Raw genomic sequence first — 25611 nt, forward strand, 5'->3', positions numbered from 1 at the left:
CTTACGGTTCAGGGCGAAATCCTCAAAAGCGAGGAGGTCTCATGCTCCAGCTGCCACGGCTCGCTCGGAACGTGGGGGAAGCTGACTGAGACGATGGTTCTCAACCCCGCCGCTCCCATCGAAGATTCCCATTCTTATCAGTTGCCGACTTAACCTCCCCAGCCTCCCGCATAGCCCGTAGGGCCTTCCCCACTCGCCTTGTGAGATCGGCGAGGTACTTGCGGTCCCGCGCATCCTCGCCGCGTATGGCGACGATCTCTCGGGCGATGTCGCGGCTGGATAGCGGGCCTTCCGCGTGCCGTAGCTCGCCATAGATGGCCTTGGACAGTTCACCCTTGCCGAAGAGCACCTCGCGCTTCTGGCGGGGCATGGCGGCGTCCAGATCGCCGGTATAGCCGAGCACGTTCAAGGTTCGATCCATTGCGCCGATGTCGTTCTTGATCTCGGCAAGGCGGTCCCGAATGCGCTCCGCTTCGTTGAACAGATCGGCGCGCTTTTTGAGCAGGCCGGTGATCGTATGTTCGAAGGTATCGGTGCGCGCTGGTCTCATGTAATAATAATCTCGGTGCGACTGGTTAAGTCGCCAAATGCACTCGGCTGACAGGTGTTCTGGCATAAAGCCCCAGTTCAGGGGACCTGTCAGCCGTCAGTGAGGCCACGCGCGGATTGTAGGGGAATCACGGCCTTTCCGCTTCCGGATGTTTGGTGCTCTTGATACATAAGGCCGCGGAAATGATTGGAGGTTCCGCCGAGCGGGATGAGCAGGTCGTTTGACGACAGCCAGGGGAGGATGCCCCGGAACAGGGCCGCGTATTCGAGCCGGAACATGAAGGGCAGGATGCCGTAGCGCCCGTTGGTGATCGAAAGCGGCGCCTGCACGCAGGCGAGATCGTCGCCTTCGTCGCGGAACCGCGCCCATGCCTCGCGAAGCTGCATGGGATGCGGCCTGTCTTCCGCGTCGTAGAGCGCGATCAGTTCTCCGCCGGCGAGCGGCAGGGCGAAGGAGAGCGCCTTCGGTTTCGTGCGGGGCTCGCTCGGTGGCACTTTGATGACTTCCACCCAGGGACGGAGCGTCTGTCGCCCGATCGCCGCGAGCGTCGCCTCGTCGTCCTCCTCGCAGACCAGCTTGATTTCCAGCTTGCTGCGCGGCCAGTCGAGCCCGGCAAGCGCTGCGAGCAGGTCGGGGATCACCTCGGCCTCGCTATGGAGCGCGACGAGCACCGTATAGGCGGGAAGATCGGCGTCCGCGGGACGGGCGCCGAGGCGGACCTCGTCGCCGATCGTTTCCGATACGGCCGATGCCAGCCGCAGGCCGATGCAGCCCAGGAACAATGTGGAGAAGCAGGCATAGACCGAAAGCGCGGTCACGACCGGCGCGAGGAAAAGGAGCACGGGCACGGCGACGATCGCAACGCCGACGAAAAACGCCTGCCAGGAATCGGTGATAAACCGGGCCGACATGGCAGGCCACACATTGAACAGACCGCGGCACGCCTCCCGCAGCAGATGCGCGTGCACCCGTGCGAGAAGCGCTGCCCTCAGCGTGGACGGACTGGCGACCACGAGGCGCGACGCGAGCCGCGGCCGGCGCGCCAGCAGCGCCTTGAACGCGATGATGTCGAGCTTCACCGGCGCGATCACAAGGAGCGTTTCGGCGCCTCCGTTTTCCAACAAAGACATGCCGCTGCCGCGCGCGCTCCTGAGCGCGGCCAGCGCACCGGCTTCTCCCGTCAGCAAGCGGGCCGGGTCGATCGCGTCCAGAAACGGCAATCCGAGTTCGGCGGAGAGTGCCCGAAAATGCGCGTCCTCCGGCACGATGCCGGACGAAAGCAATTCGGAATGCAGGCACGTCCGGTTGACCCGGGCGCGCTCCGCCAGCCGCATGGCGACGTCGTCCGTCAGCCTGAGCCTCGCCAGGAAACCGTCCCAGCCGTTCAGCAGGCGCAGACGATCAAGAAGCCGAACGCCCTCCGACCAGCCACCGATCCCCGGTGGCGGGCCGGCAGCCGGATCACGCCGGCGGCCAAGGCCGGGCGGAAGACCCCTGTCCCCCATCCTGTTCCCCCGAACAGCACTCCGACGCCCGACCGGACCGGCGAGCGCCCCTCAGCACTCACCGATACGGCCGACGGTTCACGCGGCCATGCGCGATACGCGTTTCAGCCGCCGGATCGTTGCCTCATCCTGCAACGCATTGTGGAACAGGGATATCTCCCTGTCTATACGGTTGCACAACTCTGCGCTGTCGCCCTTGAGCAGCATCCTCGTCTGCGAAAGCGCCCGTGCAGGCTTCTTGGCAAGACGTCGCGCTGTTTGGCGTGCCCGCGTCTCGGGATCGGTGTCCTCGACCAGATCCGATATGAGACCGAGCTTCAGCGCAGCGTCCGCCTTCAGGGTCTCTCCAAGGCAAAAGAAGCGGAAGGCCGAGGCATAGCCGAGCTTTTCGGGCGCAAGCAGGCTCGTCGCCGCATCGGGGACCAGCCCCAGATCCACGAAGGGGACGCGGAACGTGCTCTTGGGCGAGGCGTAGACGAGGTCGCAGTGGAACAGCACCGTGCACCCCACCCCGATGGCGTCGCCATCGACGCAGCCGAGCATCGGCTTCGAGAACCTCGCCAGGCGCCGGAACATGCCCGAGACGGCCTTGATGAGCGTCTCGTGCTTGGACGGGTCGAGGAACTCCGAAAGGTCGCCGCCCAGGCAGAAACACCCCGAAAGCCCTTTCAGGATGACCACCCGGACTTCGTCGTCGGCCTCGGCGCGGTCCAGTTCGCGCGAAAGCCGCTCGTAGGCGCTGTGGTCGAGGATCGGGCGGCCGCCGTCGCCCGACAGGGTCAATGCCAGCGTGTGGTTGCGGAATTCGGATTCGTGCAGGATCTCCATGGATTCTTTCTCCGATATCTTCAGCTTCTCGTGAGGCAGTCGATCTGCAGGCACTCAGGAAGCTTGCTTGTAGGAAAACGCGTCCGGCAGTCCGTTGCTCAGGACCGGAGCGTGCTGGTTGCGGCGGTTGCGGACGACGTCGAGCGTGTTGTCGTTGAACGTCAGCAGCGTCGCCACGACCTGCTGGCGGCCGTAGGTCCGCTGGTAGCCGAGCGGACGGGCGAGGAAGCTCAGTTGCAGCGCCCGCAGCACCCACATCGGCTCGAACTCGATGATCACCTGGTCCACCTCGTTCCGCAGACCCCATTCGACGAAGCCGGCGATGAGTTCCGTTCCGACGGTCGACACGCCGCGCCGGCCGTCGCGGAAGGCGGGCGCGACCGCGTAGCGCGTCAGTTCGTAGATGTTGGGTCCCTTCGGCGAGGTCCCTTCGCACAGATCCTGCAGCACGTCGGTCAGGAGATGCGGCTGGGTCGTGGGAAGCATCCGCTGGTACCCCGCAAGGCGGCCGTTGCGCATGCACAGATGATGGACCGCCTCATCGTGATCGAACTGGTCGATCTCCATCTGGTCGGGCCGGCGCAGATCGTCCCATCCCATTTCCTCGACGAAGATCTGGTGGCGGAGGCGGTGGACCTCCTCCCACAGGTCGGGACGTTCGGTCAGTTCGGTCGTGGTCATTGCATAGATCATGGCGATCGCTCCTTGGTTGTGGCGCAAAAAAACTACGATGCGCATCGCAACCGAGTATTACGTGATCGCGTAATCAGGTTTCACCGGACCGGTGAAACGGACGCTCGCGAAACATCGCGACGCACGAAGAAACTCCGTCCGACAAATGCGGGCGAAGCGAGTGAAGATCGGGAGTTGGAGGCCCTTGGAGCGCGGAGGCTAGGAGATGTAGCCGAGCCGGATCGCTTCGGCGACGGCATGCACGCGGTTCACCGCGCCGAGCTTGCGCTTGGCGTTGAGGAGATGCTTCTCCGAGGTATGTTCGGAAATTCCCAGTATCTGGGAAATCTCCCACTCGGATTTCCCTTCCGCCGCCCATTTGAGACATTCCGTCTCGCGCGGCGTGAGGTCCGGCCGCCGGGCGAATATCTCATGGGCGTTCTGCAACTGGAGAGCCCGTCCAACCGCGTAGGTCGCGGCGAGTTCGATGACGCCGAGCGCTTCCGGCGAGATGTCGACCATCTCCCCGCCGAGCGACACCATCACGACCGTTCCCTCCAGGGTGATCAGAGGAAAGGCCAGCCCGTCGTTCAACTTGAACTCGCCGGCATCGCCCATGACGCGCTTCCCGCTGCGACCGACCTGCAGCCTGTCGGCCGCCGCGCTCCAGCGCACCAGCGAGGGTTGGCGCTTCATGTAGGTGACGACCGGGTCCTGGTCGACGTAATTGCGTGCAACGTAGCGCTCGAGCCACGATTCGGGCCATTCGCACAGCATCGCATGGCTTCGCTGCCGCGACTTCGGCGTACCGGGGGAAGGCACCGTCCCGGCCATGAGCGCGGTGAGGCCGTAGTTTCCGGTCAGCCGGAGAAGGAGCCGGCTGACGCCCTCCGGCGTGGAGGCGTGCTCCAGGTCGTCGATGAACTGCAAAGTGTCGTCGAATTGCCCCATCAATGTCTCCGACGCTATAGAAATCGATTTATAGCGGGTGTGGCACCCAATGTTCCATTAACCCAAGGTTGCATTCGCGCGTGAACCACTCGAAATCATGACATCTCGCGGTTAGTTTCTATCTTGCGCCTCTGTGAACCCGATGGCAACGGAGTATTAGCTTGACGCGAAGGAATGGAAGTTGAAGCGAATAGTCTCGGCACTGGCCCTCCTGGCAGCACTTCTGGGCCCTTCCGGGTCTGCCGAACCGACGATCCCGCATTTCTGGGATTCGCGCGAACGGCAACCGAAGCCGGAACTGTCGAATCTCCCGCGGCTCCGCTTCCTGACCACGATCGATTTCCCTCCCTTCAATTTCCTGGACGAGAGCGGGCGGCTGACCGGCTTCCACGTGGATCTCGCCCGCGCGATCTGCGCCAGGATAGACCTCACCGACACCTGCCAGATACAGGCGGTGCCATGGGAGGAACTGCCCCAGGCGCTGCGGGCCGGTGACGGTGAAGCCATCATCGCCGGACTTGCCATCAGCGCGGAGTCGCGCCAGCGCTTCGCCTTCTCGCGCCCCTATCTGCGACTGCCCGCCCGCTTTGTCATGCACAAAGGCAGCGCGGCCGAGGAACCGGTCTATGCCGGGCTCGAGGGCAAGCGCGTCGGCGTGATCGACGGTTCAGCGCACGAAAGGGCCCTGAGGGACCTCTTTCCCGGCGTCAGGGTCGTCACATACAGCCGGTCGGACTGGATGCTCGACGATCTTCGCGAAGGCAAGACCGATGCCGTGTTCGGCGACGGAATGCGGCTCTCGTTCTGGCTGGCCGGGACTGGCTCGCAGACCTGCTGCAGCTTCGCCGGCGGCCCCTATCTCCTTCCGGAGTACCTGGGAACGGGAATGGCGGTCGCCGTGGATCCGGGAGACGAGCAACTGCTCGCGGCGATCAACTATGCGCTGCGCGAGATCGAGGCCGAAGGCACGTTCGCGGAACTCTACTTGCGATATTTTCCCCTCGGGTTCTTTTGACCGCTTGGCTAAACCCCGTACGTGGTTTCAGACGAGCGTCCGATGCCTGATGACGGCCGCCCTCTCGATGGCCGCCGCGGTCAGCGTGTCGATGCCGAGATGCCCTCGCAGGATCTGGAGGATGCGCAGTTCCTCCGGCCTGACGCGGCGATCCGCTGCGGCTATCTCCACCGCCACGGAATAGGCCGTGTCCCTAAGCCGGGCCGGTATGGCCTCGACGATCGAAGCCACGATGTCGTTGAGCGTCTCGTCCTGCTGAAGCACCTGGTGGCTCCTGCGGGCGACGTCGAGGAGGCTTTCGGGCTCGAAGTCGACGAACACCGGCATGGTCCGCACCACGGTTCCCATCTTTGCCAGTTCGCGGTCCGTCATGTTGCTGTCGGACGCGGACACCGCCACCATGATGTGGACGAGCGCTTCCTGAACGTTGGCCGGCTGGATCAAGATCGACTCCTCGGGTCTGCTGTCGTGGCGGGTACGTAGGAACCGCACCCGCGTGCCGCAAGCAAAAACGCCCCGCGCGATTGACGCTTCGGCCGGCCATGCATAGACGAGGGCACAATCCGGATTGACGCCATGACTGACACGACCGAACACCTCGACCTCTCGCCCGCCATGCTGGAGGCCGCGGCCGAAAGCAAAGCCTGGCCCTTCGAGGAAGCGCGCAAGATCGTCGCCCGCTACGACGGCAAGGCGTTCCCCGAAACGGTGCTGTTCGAGACTGGCTACGGCCCATCCGGGCTGCCGCATATCGGCACGTTCGGCGAGGTGGCGCGCACCACCATGGTCCGTCACGCCTTCCGCGTGCTGACTGGAGACAAGGTGCCGACGCGGCTGCTCTGCTTCTCCGACGACATGGACGGCATGCGCAAGATCCCGGACAACGTTCCCGACCGCTCGTTCCTGGAACCCCATCTGCACAAGCCGCTAACCGTAGTGCCCGACCCGTTCGGCGGCGGTTTCGAGAGTTTCGGCCACCACAACAACGCCATGCTTCGCCGTTTCCTCGACGCCTTCGGCTTCGACTACGAGTTCGCCAGCGCCACCGACTACTATCGGTCCGGTCGCTTTGACGCGATCCTGAAGCGCGTGGCCGAGCGCTACGACGCCATCATGGCGATCATGCTGCCGACGCTCGGTGAAGAGCGCCGCGCCACCTATTCGCCCTTCCTGCCGATCTCGCCGAAGAGCGGCCGCGTGCTCTACGTGCCCATGAAAAAGGTCGATGCGCAGGCCGGCACCATCACCTTCGACGATGAGGACGGCACCGAGACCACGCTTCCGGTCACCAGCGGCAATGTGAAGCTGCAGTGGAAGCCTGATTTCGGCGCGCGCTGGGCCGCCCTCGGTGTCGATTTCGAGATGTTCGGCAAGGACCACGGGCCCAACATGGGCGTCTACGACCGCATTTGCGTGGCACTGGGCGGCAAGGCCCCCGAGCATTTCGTCTACGAGCTCTTCCTCGACGAGAACGGCCAGAAGATTTCCAAGTCGAAGGGCAACGGTCTCACCATCGACGAGTGGCTGACCTACGCCCCGACCGAGAGTCTGGCGCTCTACATGTTCCAGCGGCCGCGCCAGGCCAAGAAGCTCTATTTCGACGTCATTCCGCGCGCCGTCGACGAGTACTACCAGTTCCTCGCCGCCTATCAGCGCCAGGACTGGAAGGAAAGGCTCGGCAACCCGGTCTGGCACATCCATTCGGGCAATCCGCCGGCGATCGAACTGCCTGTCTCCTTCGCGCTGCTGCTCAATCTCGTCAGCGCGTCGAACGCGCACGACAAGTCCGTGCTATGGGGCTTCATCGCGCGACACGTGCCGGGCGTGACGCCGCAGACCCATCCGGAACTCGACCGGCTGGTCGGACATGCGATCCGCTATTTCGAGGACTTCGTCAAACCCGCCAAGACCTTCCGCGACCCTGACGGCGTCGAGGCGGCGGCACTCGAAGCGTTGTCGCAGAGGCTCGCGGCATTGCCGCCGGACGCCGACGGCGAGACGATCCAGAACGCCGCCCTCGACGTAGCGCGCGGGATCGAACGCTACCAGGATCATTCCAAGAAGAGCCCGACTGGCGGACCGGGCGTATCGGTCGCCTTCTTCCAGATGATCTACCAGGTGCTTCTCGGGCAGGAACGCGGCCCGCGCTTCGGCTCGTTCGCGGCGCTCTACGGCATTGCCGAGACCCGCAACCTGATCAGCGAGCGGCTCGCTTCGGTGGCTGCCTAATAGAGCCCCTTGGGCTCGCGCAGGAACGGCTCGATCGCGGCCGGGCGCGGCGCCGGCTCTTCGGCCGACGGGGCAGGAACGGCGTCGACGGCTCCATCCGTTGCGGCAACGGGCGGCAAGGGCTGCCCCTCCGCGACGGGCTCTTCCGGTTGCCCGCTTCCGGGAAGCTTTTCGGGACCCGGCCCGAAGATGCCGCGGCGCTCGGCGAGCGCCTCGTTCTGCTGCGCGGCATAGGGGCCGGTACTGGACACCTTGGCCCAGCCATTTGCCACCAGCCAAGCGCCGAGGTCCTGCGAGCCGAGCCGGCAGGCGACTGAAAGGCGGGCGGGAAGCTCGCCTTCGGGAATGTCGCAATCGAGCGCGCGCCCGCGCAGCAACGAACGGAACGCGGTGCGGGCCGCCATTCCGCAAGGCCACTCACCGTTGCTGCCCTGACACATGTGATCCGGCTCGACGATCTCGATGCCGGCGATCGCGATGACCATGCCTTGCGCCTCCACCCGGCCGGCGGCCGTCGCGACCGGGCGGAAGATCATGTTCCTGTCGTCCGCCTCCCCGCCGCTTCTCTTCGCCGCAGCAGGCGAAGGCGGTGCGGCCGGACCGATGTCGCTCAGCGGCGCGCGCGGATCGGTCCGCCGCAGTTCACCGCCGACCTCGGGCGGTGCGATGAGATCCGGCGCGATCTGGCGGACTCGGGGCGAAGCGCCGCGTTCAGCCTGCGCCATCTGGAACACTTGCAGGTCCCCATCATGAGGCTGCCCGGCCAATGCCGCAGAGGCTGTCGCGGCCAGGAGTGCCGTCACAAGCAGTTTTTGAAGCACGTTTACTGGCTCGCCCATACGATGCGCGCGATCCATTCCACCTCGCCCATCGGCACGGTCCTGCGCGGATGCTCGCGGTTGAGCGAAAGAAGTTCGACGCTCTTGCTGGTCTGCCTGGCGAGAATCTTGGCCGTCACCTCACCGGCGGTGGTCTTGACGACGACACGATCGCCCTTGCGGATCGTCGCCCCCGGCTCCACGATCAGCACGTCGCCGTCGCGATAGAGCGGCAGCATGGAATCGCCCTGCACCCCGAGCGCATAGGCGCCCTCGCTGGAGCGTTCCGGGATCTCCACCAAGTCCCAGCCCTGCCCCGCCGGAAAACCGGCATCGTCGAAGAAGCCGCCGGCGCCGGCCTGCGCGAAACCGATCAGCGGCACGGACGGACGCTGCACGGGCAGCGGGCGATCCGGAACGGCATTCGCCGGTTTGGGCCGCGCCGGTTCGACCAGTTCCATGAACTCGTCGAGCGTCGCCCCGGTCGCCTCCATGATCTTGGCAAGCGATTCGGTCGATGGCCAGCGCGGACGTCCGTCGGCCGAAAGCCGCTTCGACTTGTTGAAGGCGGTCGAATCAAGCCCCGCCCGCTTCGCCAGTCCCGAAGCGGAGAGGGAATAGCGCTCGGCAAGCGCGTCAATCGCGGCCCACACGCGGTCATGCGAGAGCATGCGACTCCCTCGATTCCACAGGAAAAAATACCTTTTCGCGAGTTCTAGCGTCCCGGTCCCGCCTTGTCCATACGAGCCGTGGCTAGACGTCGGAACTGAAAGGCCTCCGCCCGCTCGCCAGGGCCCGGTCCAGCATGTCGAGCCGGTCCTGGCCCCAGAAGGGCTCGCCGTTGAGGACGAAAGACGGCACGCCAGTGGCGTCACGGGCGATAGCGTCCTCGGTGTTCCTGGCACGCATCGCCGCGATCTCGGGCGTCTGCGCCCGCTCCAGAACCGCCGCTGGATCGAATCCCGAATGCGCCAGCAGCGGCGACAGCGTCTCTTCCTCGGCGATGTCCTTCTCCTGCGCCCAGACCGCCGCGAAGACGTGGCCCATGTAGTCCATGGGATCGCCGCCATCGGCCAGGATGGCGCAGATTGTGTGGTCGGCCAGCGCGGGATTGGTCGGAAAATGCTTCGGCTTCAGGTTTAGCGTCTTGCCGCGAAGCTCGGCGTAGCGTTGGAGTTCGATGAACCGATAGCGCTGGCGCACCGCCGCCCGGTCGGCAAGTCCCACCTGCCCCGAAACCTTGAACATCTCGGCGAGGTTGAGGGGGCGCGGCACGAGGGTCGCCCCACGCCGAGCCGCGATCTCGCGTGCCGCCTCATGCCCGAGATAGGCCCAGGGCGACACGCAGGTGAGAAAGTAGTCGATGGTGACGGGCATGGATGGGTTTCCTTTGATTTCGGGCGCACCTTAGGAGGTGCGGGCCCACCTCGCAAAGCCTCAGGTGGCTACTTTTGCCAGTTTCCGCAGCCCGGTATGCGAGGCCATGAAGATCCGCTCCTCCTCGCTCGGCGGGCGCGGCTGGATATCCTGCCCCAGGGTATGCACGATTTCCTGGATCGGCACGAAGCGACGGTTGCGGAAATCGTAGACGCCGGCCGTCGTCATCACCAGCGCTGCTGTCTGTCCGTCCTCCAGCACGAAGCGGTGGCGGCCGATGACCTGCGTGTCCTCCCAGGTCTCCACCGTGGATACGACCTCGAAGCGCTTCCAGAGCCTGACCTCGCGGACGTACACCGCCTGCAGCCCGCCCATCATCGGCGCCCAGCCATTCTTGCGCGCCAGCCCCAGCAGGCCGGCGCGCAGGAAGATGTCGATGCGGCCGACGTCGGCCAGCATCATGTAGCGCGCGTTGTTGAGGTGGAGATTGGAATCGATGTCGGTCGGCAGGCAGCGGAATGTCAGCCTGCTCTCCTCGCCCATGCGGTAGGGTCCGCGCGAGCGCGCTGTCAGCACCATGCGGGCCAGACGTGCCCAGACATACATGAACTGCTCCTTGCATGGCGCGACGCGCTTCCCTCCGACTTGTGGAGAGTGGCCAGGGGTTGGGGGGGCGGCCCGAAGGGCCAACCCGAAAACCAACCCCGCTGCGCTTTTGAAGTCTGATCCCGCACTGGCGGTGCGGCGCCCCCCCTGCCTTCCTGCAACCGGAGGAAGTGGTCGGCGCCGAGCCAGGTCGTCCGGCCTGGCTCGGCGGAGGAACGTCAGCGGCGGCTCAGGCCGCCTTCTTCTGGTCCTTGTAGGGATCGAAGCGGCCGTAGAAGGTCTGGCCTTTCTCGGCCATCTCCACCAAGAGCTTCGGCGCCTTGTACTGCGCGCCGTACTTCTTCTGGAGCTTCTTGGCCAGCGCCACGAACTCCTTAACGCCCATGCCCTCGATGTAGGACAGCGCGCCGCCCGTGTAGGGCGCGAAACCGAAGGCGAGGATCGAGCCGACGTCCGCCTCGCGCGGGTCGGTGACGATGCCCTCTTCCATCACGCGCGCGGCTTCGAGCGCGATGGTGACGAGGAAGCGCTGCTTCAGTTCCTCCACGTCGATCCTGTCGGGATCCTGCTGCGGGTAGAGGTCCTTCAGTTCGGGCCACAGGTGCTTTTTGGCGGGCTTGGCCGGGTAGTCGTAGAACCCCTTGCCGTTCTTGCGGCCGTGGCGTCCGTGGGTATCGACCATGGTGTTGATCAGCTTGAACTGCTCGGCGTCGACGGCCTTCTCGCCGAGGTCGCGGATGGTCTGCTTCATGATCTTCTGTGCGAGGTCGATCGCCGTCTCGTCGGTCAGCGCCAGCGGTCCGACCGGCATGCCGGCCATCTTCGCCGTGTTCTCGATCATCGCCGGCGGAACGCCCTCGATCAGCATCTGGAACGCCTCGGCCATGTAGCGCAGCACGCAGCGATTGACGTAGAAGCCGCGTGTGTCGTTGACCACGATCGGCGTCTTCTTGATGGCGCGAACATAGTCGATCGCCACCGCCAGCGCCTCGTCGCCGGTCTTCTTGCCCAGGATGATTTCGACCAGCATCATGCGGTCGACCGGCGAGAAGAAGTGGATGCCGATGAAATTCTTCGGCCGCTTCGAGTTCTTCGCCAGCCCGGTGATCGGAATGGTCGAGGTGTTGGAAGCGAAGATGGCGTCCTTGGCGATCACGGCCTCGGTCTGCTCGGTGGCGCCCTTCTTGACTTCCGAATCCTCGAAGACGGCTTCGATCACGAGGTCGCAGCCGTCGAGATCGGAATAGTCGACCGTCGGCGTGATCAGCGACAGGAGCTTCTCCTTCTCCTCCGCCGTGGAGCGGCCTTTCTTCATCGCCGCGTCCACCAGACTTTCCGAATGGGCCTTGCCCTTCTCGGCCGAGGGCATGTCGCGGTCGAGGAGCACCACGGGGATGCCCGCCTTGGCGGTGACATAGGCGATGCCCGCGCCCATGAAGCCGGCGCCCAGCACGCCGATCTTCTTGAACTTGGTCTCCTTGACGCCGACGGGACGGCGCGCGCCCTTGTTGAGTTCCTGCAGCGAGATGAACAGCGAGCGGATCATCATCGCCGCTTCCGTCGTCTGCATGATCTCGGTGAAGTAGCGCTGCTCGATGCGGATCGCCGTATCGAAGGGCACCAGCAGGCCTTCATAGACGCACTTCAGGATCGCGCTGGCTGCCGGATAGTTTCCGTAGGTCTCGCGGCGCAGGATGGCGATTGCCGGCGGCCACAGATTGGCGCCCGCGGCCGAATAGACCGGGCCGCCGGGCAGCTTGAAGCCCTTCACGTCCCACGGGGCGACAGCCTTCAGCCCGTCCTTGATCAGCCCCTTCGCCGTCTCGACGAGTGCCTCGGGCGCGGCGATCTCGGTGATCAGGCCCATCTGCTTGGCTTTCTTCGGCGACAGCGACTGGCCGGAGGTCAGCATCTGGAGCGCGCTCTGACCGTCCGTCAGCCTGGGCACGCGCTGCGTGCCGCCCGCCCCCGGGAACAGGCCGACCTTCACTTCCGGCAGGCCCATCTTGACCTTGTCACTGTCGGCCGCGACGCGGGCATGGCAGGCGAGCGAGAGTTCGAAAGCGCCGCCCATGCAGGTGCCGTTGATCGCGGAAACCCAGGGCTTGCCCGAGGTCTCGAGCTTGCGGAACAGCCAGCTCATACGGCCCGCGCCGTCAAACAGCATCCTGATCGCTGCGTCGGCGTCCTTGGCCTTCTCGTCCTTGAACAGCTTCAACATGCGCTGCAGCATCGTGAGATCGGCGCCGCCGGAGAAGCTTTCCTTGCCCGACGTGATGACCGCGCCTTTGATCGCATCGTCGGAGGCGACCTGGTCAACGATCTTCTCGAGCTCGTTCATCACCTCTTCGGTGAAGACGTTCATCGACTTTCCGGGCATGTCCCAGGTGACGAGCGCTATGCCGTCGGCATCGGTAGCGATGGTGAAGTTAACATATGACATGATCTACCACTCCAGAGAGAATATTGGGAAAGCGCTGAGGCTGAGTCATCGCTTTTTTAGCTCAACCGAACGGAAGGTCGGGCTGATGTTCACGCTTCGGCAAGGGATTGCGGCTTGAACTGACCTCGACCGCAATCGCAACTTGCCCGTTGGAACGACGATGACCAGACAATGTGAAGGCTGCCAGACCGGAGAGCCGCTCGACTTTGAATTCTCGATGGCTTTCCAGCCGATCGTCGATACGGCGGACAACCGCATCTGGGGCTACGAGGCCCTGGTACGGGGCCGCTCCGGAGAGGGCGCGCCGTCCATCCTGTCCAGGGTTCGGCCCGATCAGAAATACAAGTTCGACCAGGCCTGCCGGGTCAAGGCGATCGAACTTGCCGCAAGGCTCTACCCGCGCGACGGAAAGCTGCCCAAACTCTCGATCAACTTTCTTCCGAATGCCGTCTACGAGCCGGCCGCCTGCTTGCGGGCGACGCTGGCCGCGGCCCGCAAGTCCGACTTTCCGCGCGACGCCATCATGTTCGAGTTCACGGAGAACGAAACGGTGCGCGACACGAGCCACCTCCAGGCAATCATCACCGAATATCGCCGGCAGGGTTTCACCACCGCGCTGGACGATTTCGGCGCCGGCTTCGCCGGGCTTGGGCTGCTGGCGGACTTCCAGCCCGATCTCATCAAACTGGATATGGACCTGGTCCGCGGCGTCGAAGGCAGTCGCGCCCGTCAGGTCATCATCGCGGGTATCATGCACATCGCGCGTGAACTCGACATCACGGTTCTTGCCGAAGGCGTCGAGACCGAAGCCGAATTCACGGTGCTGAAGAGCGCGGGCATCACGCTCTTCCAGGGCTATCTGTTTGCCAGACCCAGCTTCGAAACGCTGCCGGGTATAGGCGGCGCCTTTGGCGGCGCGTTCCGGAGCGCCGCCTGAAGAGCGCCGACAGCGGTCGCCCATGACGATCACACCCGCTCGATGATCGTCGCCGTGCCCATGCCGGCGCCGATGCACAGCGTCACCAGCGCGGTGTTCAGGTCCCGGCGCTCCAGTTCGTCGAGCACCGTGCCGAAGATCATCGCGCCGGTGGCGCCCAGCGGATGGCCCATCGCGATGGCGCCGCCGTTGACGTTCATCTTGTCGTGCGGAATGTCGAAGGCCTGCATGTAGCGGAGCACCACAGAGGCGAATGCCTCGTTGAGCTCGAACAGGTCGATGTCCGACAGCTTCATCTTCGCCCGCTTCAGGAGTTTCTCGGTGACGTCGACCGGGCCGGTCAGCATGATCGCCGGCTCGGAGCCGATGTTGGTGAAGGCGCGGATGCGCGCGCGCGGCTTCAGCCCCATCGCCTTGCCGCCCTTCTTGGAGCCGAGCAGCACCGCGGCTGCGCCGTCGACGATGCCGGAGGAATTGCCGGCGTGGTGCACGTGCTTGACCGCCTCGACCTCCGGATAGCGCTGGACGGCGACAGCATCGAAGCCGCCCATCTCGCCAGGCATCACGAAGGACGGGTTGAGCGAGGCCAGCGACTGCATGTCGGTCGAGGGGCGCATGTGCTCGTCATGGTCGAGGATCTTTAGGCCGTTCTGGTCCTTGATCTCGATGACGGAGTTCTTGAACCAGCCCTTCTCCCAGGCGTTGGCCGCCCGCTTCTGGCTCTCCACCGCGTAGGCGTCCACGTCGTCGCGCGAAAAACCATACTTGGTGGCGATCAGGTCGGCCGAAACGCCTTGCGGCACGAAGTAGGAAGGCAGGCCCACCGACGGATCCATGAACCAGGCGCCGCCCGACATGCCCATGCCGACGCGCGACATGGATTCCACGCCGCCCGCGATCACGATGTCGTCCGAGCCGGCCGCGATCTTGGCCGCGCCAAGATTGATGGCGTCGAGGCCCGACGCGCAGAAGCGCGACAGCTGGATGCCGGGCGCCTCGGTCGCGTAGCGCGCCTCGAAGGCGGCGGCCCTCGGGATCACCGAACCGGCCTCGCCGACCGGATCGACGCAGCCGAAGACGATGTCGTCGACGGTCGAGGTGTCGAGCCCGTTGCGGTCGCGCACCGCTTCCAGTGCCTTCGCCGCGAGCCGGACGGCCGGCACCTCGTGCAGCGATCCGTCCTTCTTGCCGCGACCGCGCGGCGTGCGCACGGCGTCGTAGACATATGCATCTGCCATTGTGGCGTCTCCTCTATTCAGACTTGCGGTTCGACGAGCACTTGCGTGCTCACCGAGTTCGCTATGAAACAGGCGTCGTGCGCCTTGTGGTGCAATTCCGCGAGCGCGGCCGCATCGGCCTCGCACTCCGCGCGCGGGCGTAACGTCACCTTGAGGATGGCGGTGCGCCCCTGCGCGTTTTTTCCCATCTCGCCCACCGCCTGGTCGCGGTATGAGCGGACGTCGAGCCCCGCCCGGCGGGCGAAATCCAGAAACCACAGCATGTGGCAGGATGCCAAGGAGGCGACGAACAATTCCTCGGGATCAACCGAGGTCTCCGACGAGAACTGGGCCGGCACGTTCTGCGGCGCTCCCGAGGCCTGGATCGTCGTGCCCCCGTCGAAGGCGATCTCGTGCACGCGCGTATAGCGCCCGAGGGTGAAATGGTCGTCCTCGTCCTGTTGCCAGCGTATGTCGGCGGTGTGCGTGGACATGCCTGTCTCCTCAGAGGCTCCTGGCGATCAGGAGCTTCATGATCTCGTTCGTGCCGCCGTAGATGCGTTGCACGCGTGCATCGCGCCACATGCGCGCGATCGGATACTCGTTCATGTAGCCGTAGCCGCCGTGCAGCTGCAGGCACTCGTCCATGATTTTGCCCTGGAGATCGCTGAGCCAGTACTTGGCCATCGAGGCGGTGACGGGATCGAGACCGCCATCGATGTGGCGCGCCACGCAATCGTTGTAAAAGACGCGGCCGACCGTCGCCTCGGTCTTCAACTCGGCGAGCTTGAACTGGGTGTTCTGGAACTCCATCACCGCCTTGCCGAAGGCCTTGCGCTCCTTGACGTAGTCGATCGTCAGCGCAAGCGCACGCTCGATGGCAGCGATCGCCGTGCCGCCGATCTGGAGCCGCTCCTGCGGAAGCTGCTGCATCAATTGCACGAAGCCCTGGCCCTCTTCGGTGCCGAGCAGGTTCGACGTCGGCACGCGCACATCGTTGAAGAAGAGTTCGGACGTGTCGTTCGACTTCAGCCCGACCTTGTCGAGGTTGCGACCGCGCTCGAAGCCCTCCACCTCGTCGGTCTCGATTACGATCAGCGACGTTCCCTTGGCACCCTTCGCCGGATCGGTCTTGGCGACGACGATGATCAGGTTGGCGAGCTGTCCGTTGGTGATGAAGGTCTTGGAGCCGTTGACCTTGTAGTGGTTGCCGTCCTTCTCCGCGCGCGTCTTCACCCCTTGCAGGTCGGACCCCGCGCCCGGCTCTGTCATGGCGATGGCGCCGATCAGTTCGCCCGAGGCCATCTTGGGCAGCCACTTCTTCTTCTGCTCCTCGGAGCCGTAGTGAAGGATGTACGGGGCCACGATCGAGTTGTGCAGCGCGATCCCGAAGCCGTCGACACCGACATGGCTGATCGCCTCGATGATGGCGCTCTCATGCGCGTAGGTGCCGCCCGAGCCGCCGTATTCCTCGGGCATGGAGGCGCACAGCAAACCGTTCTCGCCCGCCTTGCGCCAGCTTTCGCGGTCGAAGATCTCGGCCTTCTCGAATTCCTCGTAGCGCGGTTCGATCTCCGTCTCGAGGAACTTGCGCGCCATGTCGTAGAGCATGCCGACGTCCTCGCCGGCCCAGGGGGCCTTCGGCAGGCCCAGGACGGATGCGGGATCGTGCGACATGAACAGGTCCTCCGTGTCGGCCGCTATAGCAAGAAAGTTCAAGCTTGAACAGACGGGGCAATGCCCGTCCGGTCAGAAAGCCTCCGCGGGAAGCGCCATCATCGTCTCCGAACCGGCGGAGATGCGGGCGAGATGCGCGGCGGTTTCGGGCATCACCCGTTCCATGAAGAACTTCGCCGTCACCAGTTTGGTTTCGTAGAAGGACCCTTCGCCGTTCGCGCCCTCGGCAAGCTTTGCCTGCGCCACCTTGGCCATCTGCGCCCACATGTAGCCCAGCGCGACAAGGCCGAACAGGTGCATGTAGTCGGTCGAGGCCGCGCCCGCATTGTCGGGGTTCTTCATGCCGTTCTGCATCAGCCACATGGTGGCCGCCTGGAGATCGTTGAGGCCTTTCTTCAGGCCCTTTGTGTAGCCCGACATCTTGTCGTCGGAGCGGTTTTCCTCGCAGAACTCGCCGACTTCCTTGAAGAAGGCCTGCACGGCGCGGCCGCTGTTCAGCGCCAGCTTGCGGCCGACGAGATCGAGAGCCTGGATGCCGTTCGCGCCCTCGTAGATCATGGCGATGCGGGCATCGCGCACAAACTGGCTCATGCCCCATTCCTCGATGTAGCCGTGGCCGCCATAGACCTGCTGCGCCATCACCGCGTGCTCGAAGCCCTTGTCGGTAAGCACGCCTTTGATGATCGGCGTCATGAGACCCATGTGGTCGTCCGCCGTCTCCCGCTCCTTGTCGTCGCCGGACCGGTGCGCGACGTCGGACTTGATGGCCGTCCACAGGATCAGCGCGCGCCCCGCCTCGTTGAAGGCCTTCATCGTCATCAGCTTGCGGCGGATGTCGGGGTGCACGATGATCGGGTCGGCCTTCTTGTCCTTTTCCTTGGCGCCGGTCAGCGAACGGCCCTGCAGGCGTTCGCGGGCATAGTCGGCGGCGTTCTGGTAGGCGACTTCCGACACGGAGAGACCCTGCAGGCCGACGCCGAGGCGCGCCTCGTTCATCATCACGAACATGGCCTTCAGGCCACCGTTCTCCTGGCCGATCAGATAGCCGGTCGCCTCGTCGTAGTTCATGATGCAGGTCGAGTTGCCGTGGATGCCCATCTTCTCTTCGATGGAGCCGCAGGAGACGCCGTTGCGCTCGCCCGATTCGGGATCGAACTTCGGCACGATGAACAGCGAGATGCCCTTCACCCCTTCCGGCGCGCCCTCGATGCGTGCCAGCACCAGATGGACGATGTTTTCGGCCATGTCGTGCTCGCCGGCCGAGATGAAGATCTTCTGGCCGGAAATCTTGTAGGCGCCGTCGCCGGTGGGGACGGCCTTGGTGCGCAACAGGCCCAGATCCGTGCCGCAATGCGGCTCGGTCAGGTTCATGGTCCCCGTCCAAACGCCTTCGGCCATCTTCGGCACGTAGGTCTGCTTCTGCTCCTCGCTGCCGTGCGCCAGGATCGCCGCAATGGCGCCCTGAGTGAGGCCGGGATACATCATCAGCGCCATGTTCGCCGAAGACATGTACTCACCGACGGCCGAGTGCACGGTGTATGGCAGCCCCTGCCCGCCATATTCGGGCGGCACCGGCAGCGCCAGCCAGCCGCCCTCGCGATACTGGTCGTAGGCTTCCTTGAAGCCCTTGGGCGTCGTCACCGACGCATCGTCATGGCGTACGCAGCCCTCTTCGTCACCCACCCGGTTCGTCGGCTGGATGACGTTCTCGGCGAGCTTGGCACCTTCGGCGAGGATCGCCTCCAGAATGTCAGGGGTCGCATCCGAGAAGCCGGGCAGGTTGGAGTATCGCTCGTAGCCCAGGACTTCATTGAGAACGAACAGCGTGTCCCTGACGGGAGCGCGGTATGTCGGCATGGGAGTCCTCCAGAAAATCGAACGCTGTCCCGATATCACCGGGACAGTCAAATCTCATCGGCGCGTGCCTATCAAATATTGACGTTTGCGTAAACGTCAATTCGATGACGCAGAAGATTTTTACAACGTGAGCTTCGAGCGCTCCACGAGCAAGATCACGCCGCCGACAGCTTCTGACGCTCTTCGAGCGCGTCACGGACCACGTTCATTGCCTCGCGCAACTGTGCGATCGCCTCGTCGAGCTGTTGCCGCTGCCTTTCGAGGCGCGACAGCTGTTTTTCCGATTTCTCGAAGGCAACCCGAAGCTGCTTGGTGTTGGTCCCGTGCGGATCGTACAGATCCATCATCTGCTTGACCTCCCGCAGCGAGAAGCCGACGTTTCGTCCGAGCAGGATGAGTTGAAGGCGCGCCCGCTCGCGGCGGGAATAGAGACGCGTATTCCCTTCCCGCTTCGGCTGGATGAGCCCCTTGTCTTCGTAAAAGCGAAGCGTACGGAGCGTTACGCCAAAATTCTTTGCCATGTCGCCGATCCGCACATAGTCATCGTGCGGTTCTGCGAAAGCGTCGGATGCATTGGCCATTACCTCGATGGCCGAGACTCTCTTCATCATGAGTTGTGGTATCCCTTGGCGTCGCCGCCACGCGGCACGCACATCTTTCTCAGCCCAGCGGGCTACTTCGTTCCGTCAGATTTTCTGAGACGGGTCGCGCCACGACGCTCTGTCTTACGTAGTGTGACGCTCGGGTGACGGGGAGCTAGTGATTTGCGCTCGGGAAATCAACTGACGTTTGAATACAAACTGTTTCAAATCTTCGACAACGTCGATGCCGTAGGCCGCGCCAGGGGAGATCGCGCCAGATTTGGTAAGCTTGGTTAACGCCTTGTTTACCACGTCTGGAGAATTGTGCGTCTGTCGATTTCCCGTGGTTATCCTGTCTCGTGTTCCTCAGGGCTGTCTGCATGCAGGAGAGGAAGGGCGCAATGGCCGCCACCGCGACAAAGAGCATCACCCCCGGACCGACATCCGTTTCCCACGGGTCATTCCGCGCGACGTTTGACCGCAGCACGCGCAGCTTTTCCAGACAGGCGTTCCCATGAGCAGCAACTGGTCGTATCTCGATAATCTGAACCAGGGCAGGCAACGCCGCCCGCGTACCTCGCTCGAGGACCTGAACCGCACGCTTGACGACCTCGAATCCAGAATTGGAGGCGACCGGCCCGGCCAGGGCGCGTCGCGCGAGCAGGACCGGCGGACGCGCCGCCTGACCGGCGAATACGAGAGCGGTCTCTTCCACGATAAGGCCGCACACGCTCCCAGGGAAAGCGCGCGCTCGTCCGACCTCGAACACTCTCTGGCCGAACTCCGCCAGGAATTGCAGCGCTCGCGCCAGCATTCCGGCGGATCGCCGCTCGCCCTGTCCGACGTCTCGGGGGAACTGAAAGCCTTGCGGGAGGAGATGCGCACCCAGATGGCATCCGGCATGCGCAAGGAATTTGACGTGCTGCGCAAGGATATCGAGCGCGCGTACGGCAATTCCGGTCCCGACGGGCATGAACTCGCCGCAGAGATGGAGCGGCTCTCGAACACCATCCATTCCATGGCAGAGCGCAGCGACGAGCGCGGGCTCGACCTTCTGCGAACCGAGATGGAACAGGTGCGCCAGACGCTGGCCGAACTCGCCCGCGAGGAAACGGTCCGCTCGATGGACAGCCGCTGGGAGCGGCTGGAACAGCGCTCCTTCGGCCGCGAGGGACCCGATCCGGAAGTCGCGGCGCTGAGGGAACGGCTCGAACAGATCGGCGAAGCCGTCGGGAATCTGCCTGATTCGCGTTCGCTGCTGTCGCTGGAAGAAAAGGTCCGCACGCTGGCGACGGCGATCGATCATTTCTCTCGCAACAACGACCGCAACTCGCCCGCTTCGATCAAGAACGTGGAGAGCCGCCTCGACGAGATCTCGCGCGCCATCGCGTCGTCTTCGGCCAGTGCCCAGGCCTATCGGACCGAACCGTTCGAACGCATCGAGGCCCGTATTTCGGCACTCGCCCATCAACTCGACCAGCTTGCCGAAGAGGCCTCCGCCTCCGACGTGTCCGAACGGCTGAACAACCTCACCCACCGTGTCGAGGACATCGCCCATATGGCGGCGCGTCCCGACGAATCCATCGAACTGCTTCACCGCCAAATCGCCACGATCGCGGAACGCCTTGAAACCAACTCCAGCGAGGTCGAGCGCGAGCAGATCGTCGACAGCCTCGAGCGGCGATTTGCCGAGATCGCGACGCTGTTCGAGGAGCGCCACGACCGTGCCACCACGCTCGGTCAGGCGATGTTCCGCGACATGGAACAGCGCATCGACGGACTGGCCGAAAGGCTGGAGAACCGCCGCGAGCCCGAACTCGGCATCGACGTGGCGCTCCTCCAGGCGCTCGACGAGAAGTTCGCCGACCTCTCCGAACGCATCGATTCGCGGCATCGCGAAGGCGTAGATCCGCGCCTCCTCGAAGAGTTCGACCGGCGGCTGGAAAGCATGGCCGACCGTCTCGATTCGACCTTCCGCAACGCCGCCGACCTCGATCCCTCGCTCCTCCAGGCGCTCGACCGCAAGTTCGCCGACCTGTCCGAGCAGATCGAATCCGGCCGCGGTACCGAGCCCGACGCGAAATCCATCGTGACGCTCGAGCGCCGTCTCCAGGAAATCGCCGAGAAGCTCGACAATTCCACCAGCCACACGGCGGACGCGGACCCGCAGCTCATCGCCAATCTGGAGCGGCAGATCGCGGGCCTCGCCGAGCACCTGTCGAAACCCTCCCGCCAGACCGAACAGCAAGCGGAACTAGCGCCGCGGCTGGACAACATCGAGCGTTCGCTCGTCGACCAGCGCGACGCCATTGTCGCCGCCGCGCAGGAAGCAGCCGAGAACGCGGTGCGTTCGATGCGCGACGGCGGACTGGACGACGAAGACATCGCCGCCCTGGCAAGCGAACTGAAGACGCTCGAAATCCTGGCGCGGAAGTCCGACGAGCGGAACTCCCGCACCTTCGAAGCGATCCACGATACGCTGCTGAAGGTCGTCGAACGCCTCGGTTCCCTGGAGGTGCGCAACGGAGATTTCGCCTCTTCCTACCGCAGCCGCATTCCCGACGCGGACGTGCCGCCAATGGCCCCCGTCTCGCCGGAGCCGCAGATGCCGCCCCCGGCAAACGTGACCCCGGCCGCGCTGTCCGCCTCGACGGCCATGCCGCCCCGCGCCCCCCTGCCCGCCAAGAAGTCACCGGCGCAGGCCGCGGCGGAAGCCGCGGTCGCCGCCGGTGCGAGCGACGTCGCGATAGAGGAAGAGGAAGAGCCCGTCCGCAAGTCGATGCTCGGCGGCCTTGCCCGAGCCTTTTCCGGCAAGAAGCAGGCGCGCCCGGTCCGCCAGCAGCCCGATCCGGTCATGCCCGGCATGGAGCAGGTCCAACTCGACGCGCCTCTGGACGGCCCTGTAGCCGACAAGCCCCTGGAGCCCGGCTCGGGTGCGCCGGACCTGAACGCCATCATCAAGCGCGTCCGTGACGAACGCGGTACCCCCGGCCAGGTGGCGGACCCCGCCGCGGGCAAGGCCGACTTCATCGCGGCGGCACGGCGCGCGGCACAGGCCGCCGCCGCCGAGGCCCAGACCTTCAAGCAAGGCGGATCTCCGGCTGGCCCGAAGGGGAAGCTCAGCGCGACGGATTTCCTCCGCGCCAAGCGCAAACCCATCCTCATGGCGGCGGCCGCGATCATGATCGCTCTCGCCAGCCTGCAACTGGGCAAGGCATTCTTCGGCGACGAAGCGCAGATGGCCGAGATCGAGCCGCTCCCGGCGAAGAACGCTCTCGTGGCAAGCGCCACCGATACCGCGTCGATCGACGGACAGGACGATGCCGCTGGAACCGTGCGCATGGTCGACGGAACCGCGGGCACCCCCGCCGCCGCTGACGACGGCATGGAGCCCGCGCAGGAGGTCGACGTCCTTCCCGCCGCGGACGAAGCGGATGTTGGCGATGACGGACTGGCGGCACTGCCCGAGGACGAGATCGGACCGGACGAAGCAACGGAAGTCGCCGCGCTGCCGGAAATCGACGGCGGCGGAACCACGTCCGAAACCACCTTCGAGGCGCCGCCCGTCGAGGCCGGGCCGATCGCCCTGCGCGAAGCGGCCGAAGCCGGCGATCCGAAGGCCATGTTCGAGATCGGCAACCGCTACGACACCGGCCGCGGCGTGGACTCCGACCGCGCGGTCGCCGCGAAGTGGTACGAACGCGCCGCGGAACAGGGCTTTGCGCCCGCGCAGTACCGGATCGGCAGCTTCTACGAGAAGGGCATCGGCGTCGAGCGAGACATCGCCCGCGCCAAGACCTGGTACCAGCTGGCCGCCAACCAGGGGAATGCCAGCGCCATGCACAATCTGGCGGTGCTCTTCGCCATGGGCAGCGACGGCGCGGTCGACAATGACTCCGCCGCGCGCTGGTTCCAGAAGGCGGCCGAACTCGGCGTGAAGGACAGCCAGTACAATCTGGGCATCCTGGCGGCGAAGGGCCTCGGCGTCCCGCAGAGCCTGGAAGAGTCCTACAAGTGGTTCGCGCTGGTGGCCAAGACGGGCGACAAGGATGCCGCCGCCAAGCGCGATGAGGTCGCCAACTCGCTGCGGCCTGAACAGCTCGCCAAGGCCCGCGCGACCACCGAACTGTGGAAGCCGAAGCCGGTCGTGGAAGAAGCCAACGTCGTCGAGATCCCGGAGTCCTGGCAGGAGAGCGAAGGAACGACGGCCAGCATCGACATGAAGAAGGCCGTCCAGAACATCCAGCTGATCCTGAACAAGAACGGCTACAACGCGGGCTCCCCGGACGGAATCATGGGCCAGAACACCCGCAACGCCATCATGGCCTTCCAGAAGGACAACGGATTGCCGGCCGATGGCGAGGTCAGCGACGAACTGGTGAAGGTTCTTCTGAGCCGGAAGTGACCCCGGCTTTCTTCGGCCCCGGACACGGAACACTCATGTCGCAATTGCGACCGGCGGCGGCGTCATAGGACTTTGACTCCGCCGCAATGTCGGCGCAAGAACCCCTTAAGCACCCGTGTGTTACATACATCGCGGGACGGGGTGTTTGTCTCAGGCAAGATGGTCTGGTTGGTCGCGTGGGTATTTATCTCCCCATCGCTGAGATGTCTGTCAATCTGTTCGTTCTGCTCGCAATGGGCGCGGCGGTCGGATTTCTGTCGGGCCTCTTCGGGGTGGGCGGTGGTTTCCTTATCACGCCGCTCCTGATCTTCTACAACATCCCGCCGGCCATTGCCGTCGCGACGGGCGCCAACCAGGTCATAGCGTCCTCCTTTTCCGGCGCTCTGGCCCACTTCAAGCGTGGTACGATCGACTTCAAGCTCGGCAGCGTGCTGCTGGTCGGCGGCGTCTTCGGCTCTTCGATCGGCATTTACGTCTTCAAGCTGCTGCGCCAGATCGGCCAGCTCGATCTCTTCGTCTCGCTGCTCTACGTGGGCCTGCTCGGCACCGTCGGTGCGCTGATGCTCATCGAGAGCGTGAACTCGCTGCGCGCCGCGCGCGGCGGCGGCTCGGCGAGCCTGCGCCGCCCCGGTCAGCACAACTGGATCCACAAGCTTCCCCTCAAGATGCGCTTCCGGGCATCGAAACTCTTCGTCAGCGTCATTCCGGTTCTGGGTCTGGGCGCGGCGATCGGCTTCCTGGCCTCGATCATGGGCGTCGGCGGCGGTTTCATCATGGTCCCCGCCATGATCTACCTGCTGAAGGTCCCGACCAACGTCGTCATCGGCACCTCGCTATTCCAGATCATCTTCGTGTCCGCCTACACCACCATCGTTCATGCCACGACCAACAAGACCGTGGACATCGTCCTGGCGCTGGCGCTGATGGTGGGCGGCGTCGCGGGAGCCCAGTACGGAGCGAAGGCGGGGCAGAAGCTGCGCGGCGAACAGCTGCGCGCGCTGCTTGCCGTCCTGGTACTCGCGGTGGCGATCAGGCTGGCCTTCGACCTCTTCGTGCGGCCGGCCAATCTCTATTCGCTTTCACCGCTCGAGGTGTTCTGACCGCCATGCGGCGCCAGCTCCTCCATCTCGCGACCGCAGCCGCGCTCCTGGCCACGGGTTCGATCGCGACAGCGCAGGATGCGGCGCCTGGCGGCCAGCAGGAGGCGCAGCCCCTGCAGTTGCCCGCGCCAATCACGGAAAGCATCCAGATCGGGCTGTCGACCGATCGTATCTCGATCACGTCGGATTTCTCGGGCGCGGACCTGACGATCTTCGGCGCCCTCGACAATGCCGATCCGCTCATCAACCGCCAAGGCCGCTACGACGTGATCGTCGTCCTCGAGGGGCCTGCACGCCCCGTGGTCGTGCGCAAGAAGGACCGGATACTGGGCGTATGGATCAACATCCATTCGCAGACCTTCGTGAACGTCCCGGCCTCCTACTCGGTCGCCACCACGCGGGCGATGCAGGACATCACCGACCAGGTGAATTTCCGTCAGCTCGCGCTGGGCAGTGAAAACATCTACATGCAGCCGCTCGACCGCACCGAGGATCCCGTGACGATCAAGGACTTCGAGACCGCGCTGCGCGGGCTGAAGAAGCTGAGGGGGCTCTACACCGAGAACATCGGCGGCGTGCAGTTCCTGACGCAGAGCCTTTTCCGCGCAACCGTGCGACTGGCGCCCAATGTCCCGGTCGGCACCCACAAGGCGCGCGCCTTCCTGTTCCGTAACGGCGTCTTCATCAAGGAGAACTCCGCCAACCTGGCGATCCTCAAGGCCGGCTTCGAACAGTCGATCTTCCGGTTCGCCAATGACAACGGCTTTTTCTACGGTCTGCTTGCCGTCCTGCTGGCGATGGTGACGGGTTGGCTGGGCCGTGTCATCTTCCGGCGGGACTGAA

Annotated in this window: 22 protein-coding genes; 6 read left to right on the forward strand and 16 right to left on the reverse strand. The window is 64.6% G+C overall.

Annotated elements, in window-relative coordinates; all coding sequences use genetic code 11:
- Positions 1-100: 100 nt before the first annotated feature.
- The 5 genes from BSQ44_RS20290 to BSQ44_RS20310 all read right to left on the reverse strand — a co-directional run bounded on the left by BSQ44_RS20290 (position 101) and on the right by BSQ44_RS20310 (position 4506).
- Positions 101-550 (reverse strand): hypothetical protein, encoded by a 450-nt coding sequence (locus BSQ44_RS20290; RefSeq protein WP_072606913.1) that lies wholly within the window; start codon positions 548-550, stop codon positions 101-103.
- An 89-nt stretch (positions 551-639) separates the two neighbouring features.
- The gene (locus BSQ44_RS20295) at positions 640-2055 is read right to left on the reverse strand and encodes a glycosyltransferase (RefSeq protein ID WP_072606914.1); all 1416 of its coding nucleotides are present in this window, start codon (positions 2053-2055) and stop codon (positions 640-642) included.
- Positions 2056-2133: 78 nt separating this feature from the next.
- Positions 2134-2883: an enoyl-CoA hydratase-related protein gene (locus tag BSQ44_RS20300; protein ID WP_072606915.1), complete on the reverse strand. Its 750-nt coding sequence runs from the start codon at positions 2881-2883 to the stop codon at positions 2134-2136.
- Between the two features lie 54 nt (positions 2884-2937).
- The gene (locus BSQ44_RS20305; protein WP_072608184.1) at positions 2938-3576 is read right to left on the reverse strand and encodes an acyl-homoserine-lactone synthase; all 639 of its coding nucleotides are present in this window, start codon (positions 3574-3576) and stop codon (positions 2938-2940) included.
- A gap of 198 nt (positions 3577-3774) precedes the next feature.
- Complete coding sequence (locus BSQ44_RS20310) at positions 3775-4506, reverse strand: helix-turn-helix transcriptional regulator (RefSeq protein ID WP_072606916.1); 732 nt, start codon at positions 4504-4506, stop codon at positions 3775-3777.
- A 190-nt stretch (positions 4507-4696) separates the two neighbouring features.
- On the opposite strand from BSQ44_RS20310, the gene BSQ44_RS20315 reads away from it, so the two are divergent.
- Entirely contained in the window at positions 4697-5521 is an 825-nt protein-coding gene (locus BSQ44_RS20315; protein ID WP_072608185.1) for a transporter substrate-binding domain-containing protein, read from the forward strand.
- Positions 5522-5548: 27 nt separating this feature from the next.
- On the opposite strand, the gene BSQ44_RS20320 is transcribed toward BSQ44_RS20315, so the two are convergent.
- The gene (locus tag BSQ44_RS20320) at positions 5549-5965 is read right to left on the reverse strand and encodes a tellurite resistance TerB family protein (protein ID WP_072606917.1); all 417 of its coding nucleotides are present in this window, start codon (positions 5963-5965) and stop codon (positions 5549-5551) included.
- A gap of 132 nt (positions 5966-6097) precedes the next feature.
- On the opposite strand from BSQ44_RS20320, the gene BSQ44_RS20325 reads away from it, so the two are divergent.
- On the forward strand, positions 6098-7750 hold the full coding sequence (locus tag BSQ44_RS20325) for a lysine--tRNA ligase (protein ID WP_072606918.1): 1653 nt from the start codon (positions 6098-6100) through the stop codon (positions 7748-7750).
- Here BSQ44_RS20325 and BSQ44_RS20330 read toward each other — a convergent pair.
- The 5 genes from BSQ44_RS20330 to BSQ44_RS20350 all read right to left on the reverse strand — a co-directional run bounded on the left by BSQ44_RS20330 (position 7747) and on the right by BSQ44_RS20350 (position 12994).
- Positions 7747-8475: a thermonuclease family protein gene (locus BSQ44_RS20330; RefSeq protein ID WP_072606919.1), complete on the reverse strand. Its 729-nt coding sequence runs from the start codon at positions 8473-8475 to the stop codon at positions 7747-7749. The genes BSQ44_RS20325 and BSQ44_RS20330 overlap by 4 nt on opposite strands.
- 98 nt (positions 8476-8573) lie before the next feature.
- Complete coding sequence (locus tag BSQ44_RS20335; RefSeq protein WP_072606920.1) at positions 8574-9239, reverse strand: LexA family transcriptional regulator; 666 nt, start codon at positions 9237-9239, stop codon at positions 8574-8576.
- A gap of 82 nt (positions 9240-9321) precedes the next feature.
- Complete coding sequence (locus BSQ44_RS20340) at positions 9322-9945, reverse strand: 2-hydroxychromene-2-carboxylate isomerase (RefSeq protein ID WP_072606921.1); 624 nt, start codon at positions 9943-9945, stop codon at positions 9322-9324.
- Between the two features lie 60 nt (positions 9946-10005).
- Positions 10006-10551 carry a thioesterase family protein gene (locus BSQ44_RS20345; protein WP_072606922.1) on the reverse strand — a complete coding sequence of 182 codons (546 nt, stop codon included), beginning with the start codon at positions 10549-10551 and terminating at the stop codon, positions 10006-10008.
- 229 nt (positions 10552-10780) lie between these two features.
- Entirely contained in the window at positions 10781-12994 is a 2214-nt protein-coding gene (locus tag BSQ44_RS20350; protein ID WP_072606923.1) for a 3-hydroxyacyl-CoA dehydrogenase NAD-binding domain-containing protein, read from the reverse strand.
- 160 nt (positions 12995-13154) lie between these two features.
- Between BSQ44_RS20350 and BSQ44_RS20355 the strand changes: the two genes are divergently transcribed.
- The gene (locus BSQ44_RS20355) at positions 13155-13931 is read left to right on the forward strand and encodes an EAL domain-containing protein (protein WP_072606924.1); all 777 of its coding nucleotides are present in this window, start codon (positions 13155-13157) and stop codon (positions 13929-13931) included.
- Between the two features lie 29 nt (positions 13932-13960).
- Here BSQ44_RS20355 and BSQ44_RS20360 read toward each other — a convergent pair whose 3' ends face one another.
- The 5 genes from BSQ44_RS20360 to BSQ44_RS20380 form a co-directional block, all read right to left on the reverse strand.
- A complete protein-coding gene (locus tag BSQ44_RS20360) occupies positions 13961-15169 on the reverse strand; it encodes an acetyl-CoA C-acetyltransferase (RefSeq protein ID WP_072606925.1) in 1209 nt (402 codons plus the stop codon).
- A 17-nt stretch (positions 15170-15186) separates the two neighbouring features.
- Positions 15187-15642 (reverse strand): OsmC family protein, encoded by a 456-nt coding sequence (locus BSQ44_RS20365; RefSeq protein WP_072606926.1) that lies wholly within the window; start codon positions 15640-15642, stop codon positions 15187-15189.
- 10 nt (positions 15643-15652) lie between these two features.
- Positions 15653-16825, reverse strand: coding sequence for an acyl-CoA dehydrogenase family protein (locus BSQ44_RS20370; protein WP_083534838.1), 1173 nt, complete (start codon positions 16823-16825; stop codon positions 15653-15655).
- 72 nt (positions 16826-16897) lie between these two features.
- The gene (locus tag BSQ44_RS20375) at positions 16898-18682 is read right to left on the reverse strand and encodes an acyl-CoA dehydrogenase C-terminal domain-containing protein (RefSeq protein WP_072606927.1); all 1785 of its coding nucleotides are present in this window, start codon (positions 18680-18682) and stop codon (positions 16898-16900) included.
- Between the two features lie 155 nt (positions 18683-18837).
- On the reverse strand, positions 18838-19290 hold the full coding sequence (locus BSQ44_RS20380; RefSeq protein ID WP_072608187.1) for a MerR family transcriptional regulator: 453 nt from the start codon (positions 19288-19290) through the stop codon (positions 18838-18840).
- Positions 19291-19777: 487 nt separating this feature from the next.
- Here BSQ44_RS20380 and BSQ44_RS20385 point away from each other — a divergent pair, with 487 nt between their 5' ends.
- The 3 genes from BSQ44_RS20385 to BSQ44_RS20395 all read left to right on the forward strand — a co-directional run bounded on the left by BSQ44_RS20385 (position 19778) and on the right by BSQ44_RS20395 (position 25610).
- Positions 19778-23668, forward strand: a complete 3891-nt coding sequence (locus BSQ44_RS20385) for a peptidoglycan-binding protein (protein ID WP_072606928.1) — start codon at positions 19778-19780, stop codon at positions 23666-23668.
- Positions 23669-23844: 176 nt separating this feature from the next.
- Positions 23845-24768 (forward strand): sulfite exporter TauE/SafE family protein, encoded by a 924-nt coding sequence (locus BSQ44_RS20390; RefSeq protein WP_072606929.1) that lies wholly within the window; start codon positions 23845-23847, stop codon positions 24766-24768.
- Positions 24769-24773: 5 nt separating this feature from the next.
- Positions 24774-25610 (forward strand): TIGR02186 family protein, encoded by an 837-nt coding sequence (locus BSQ44_RS20395; protein WP_072606930.1) that lies wholly within the window; start codon positions 24774-24776, stop codon positions 25608-25610.
- Position 25611: the final 1 nt, after the last annotated feature.

It is taken from the genome of Aquibium oceanicum (genome assembly GCF_001889605.1).
In the GTDB taxonomy this organism is placed as follows: Bacteria; Pseudomonadota; Alphaproteobacteria; order Rhizobiales; family Rhizobiaceae; genus Aquibium; species Aquibium oceanicum.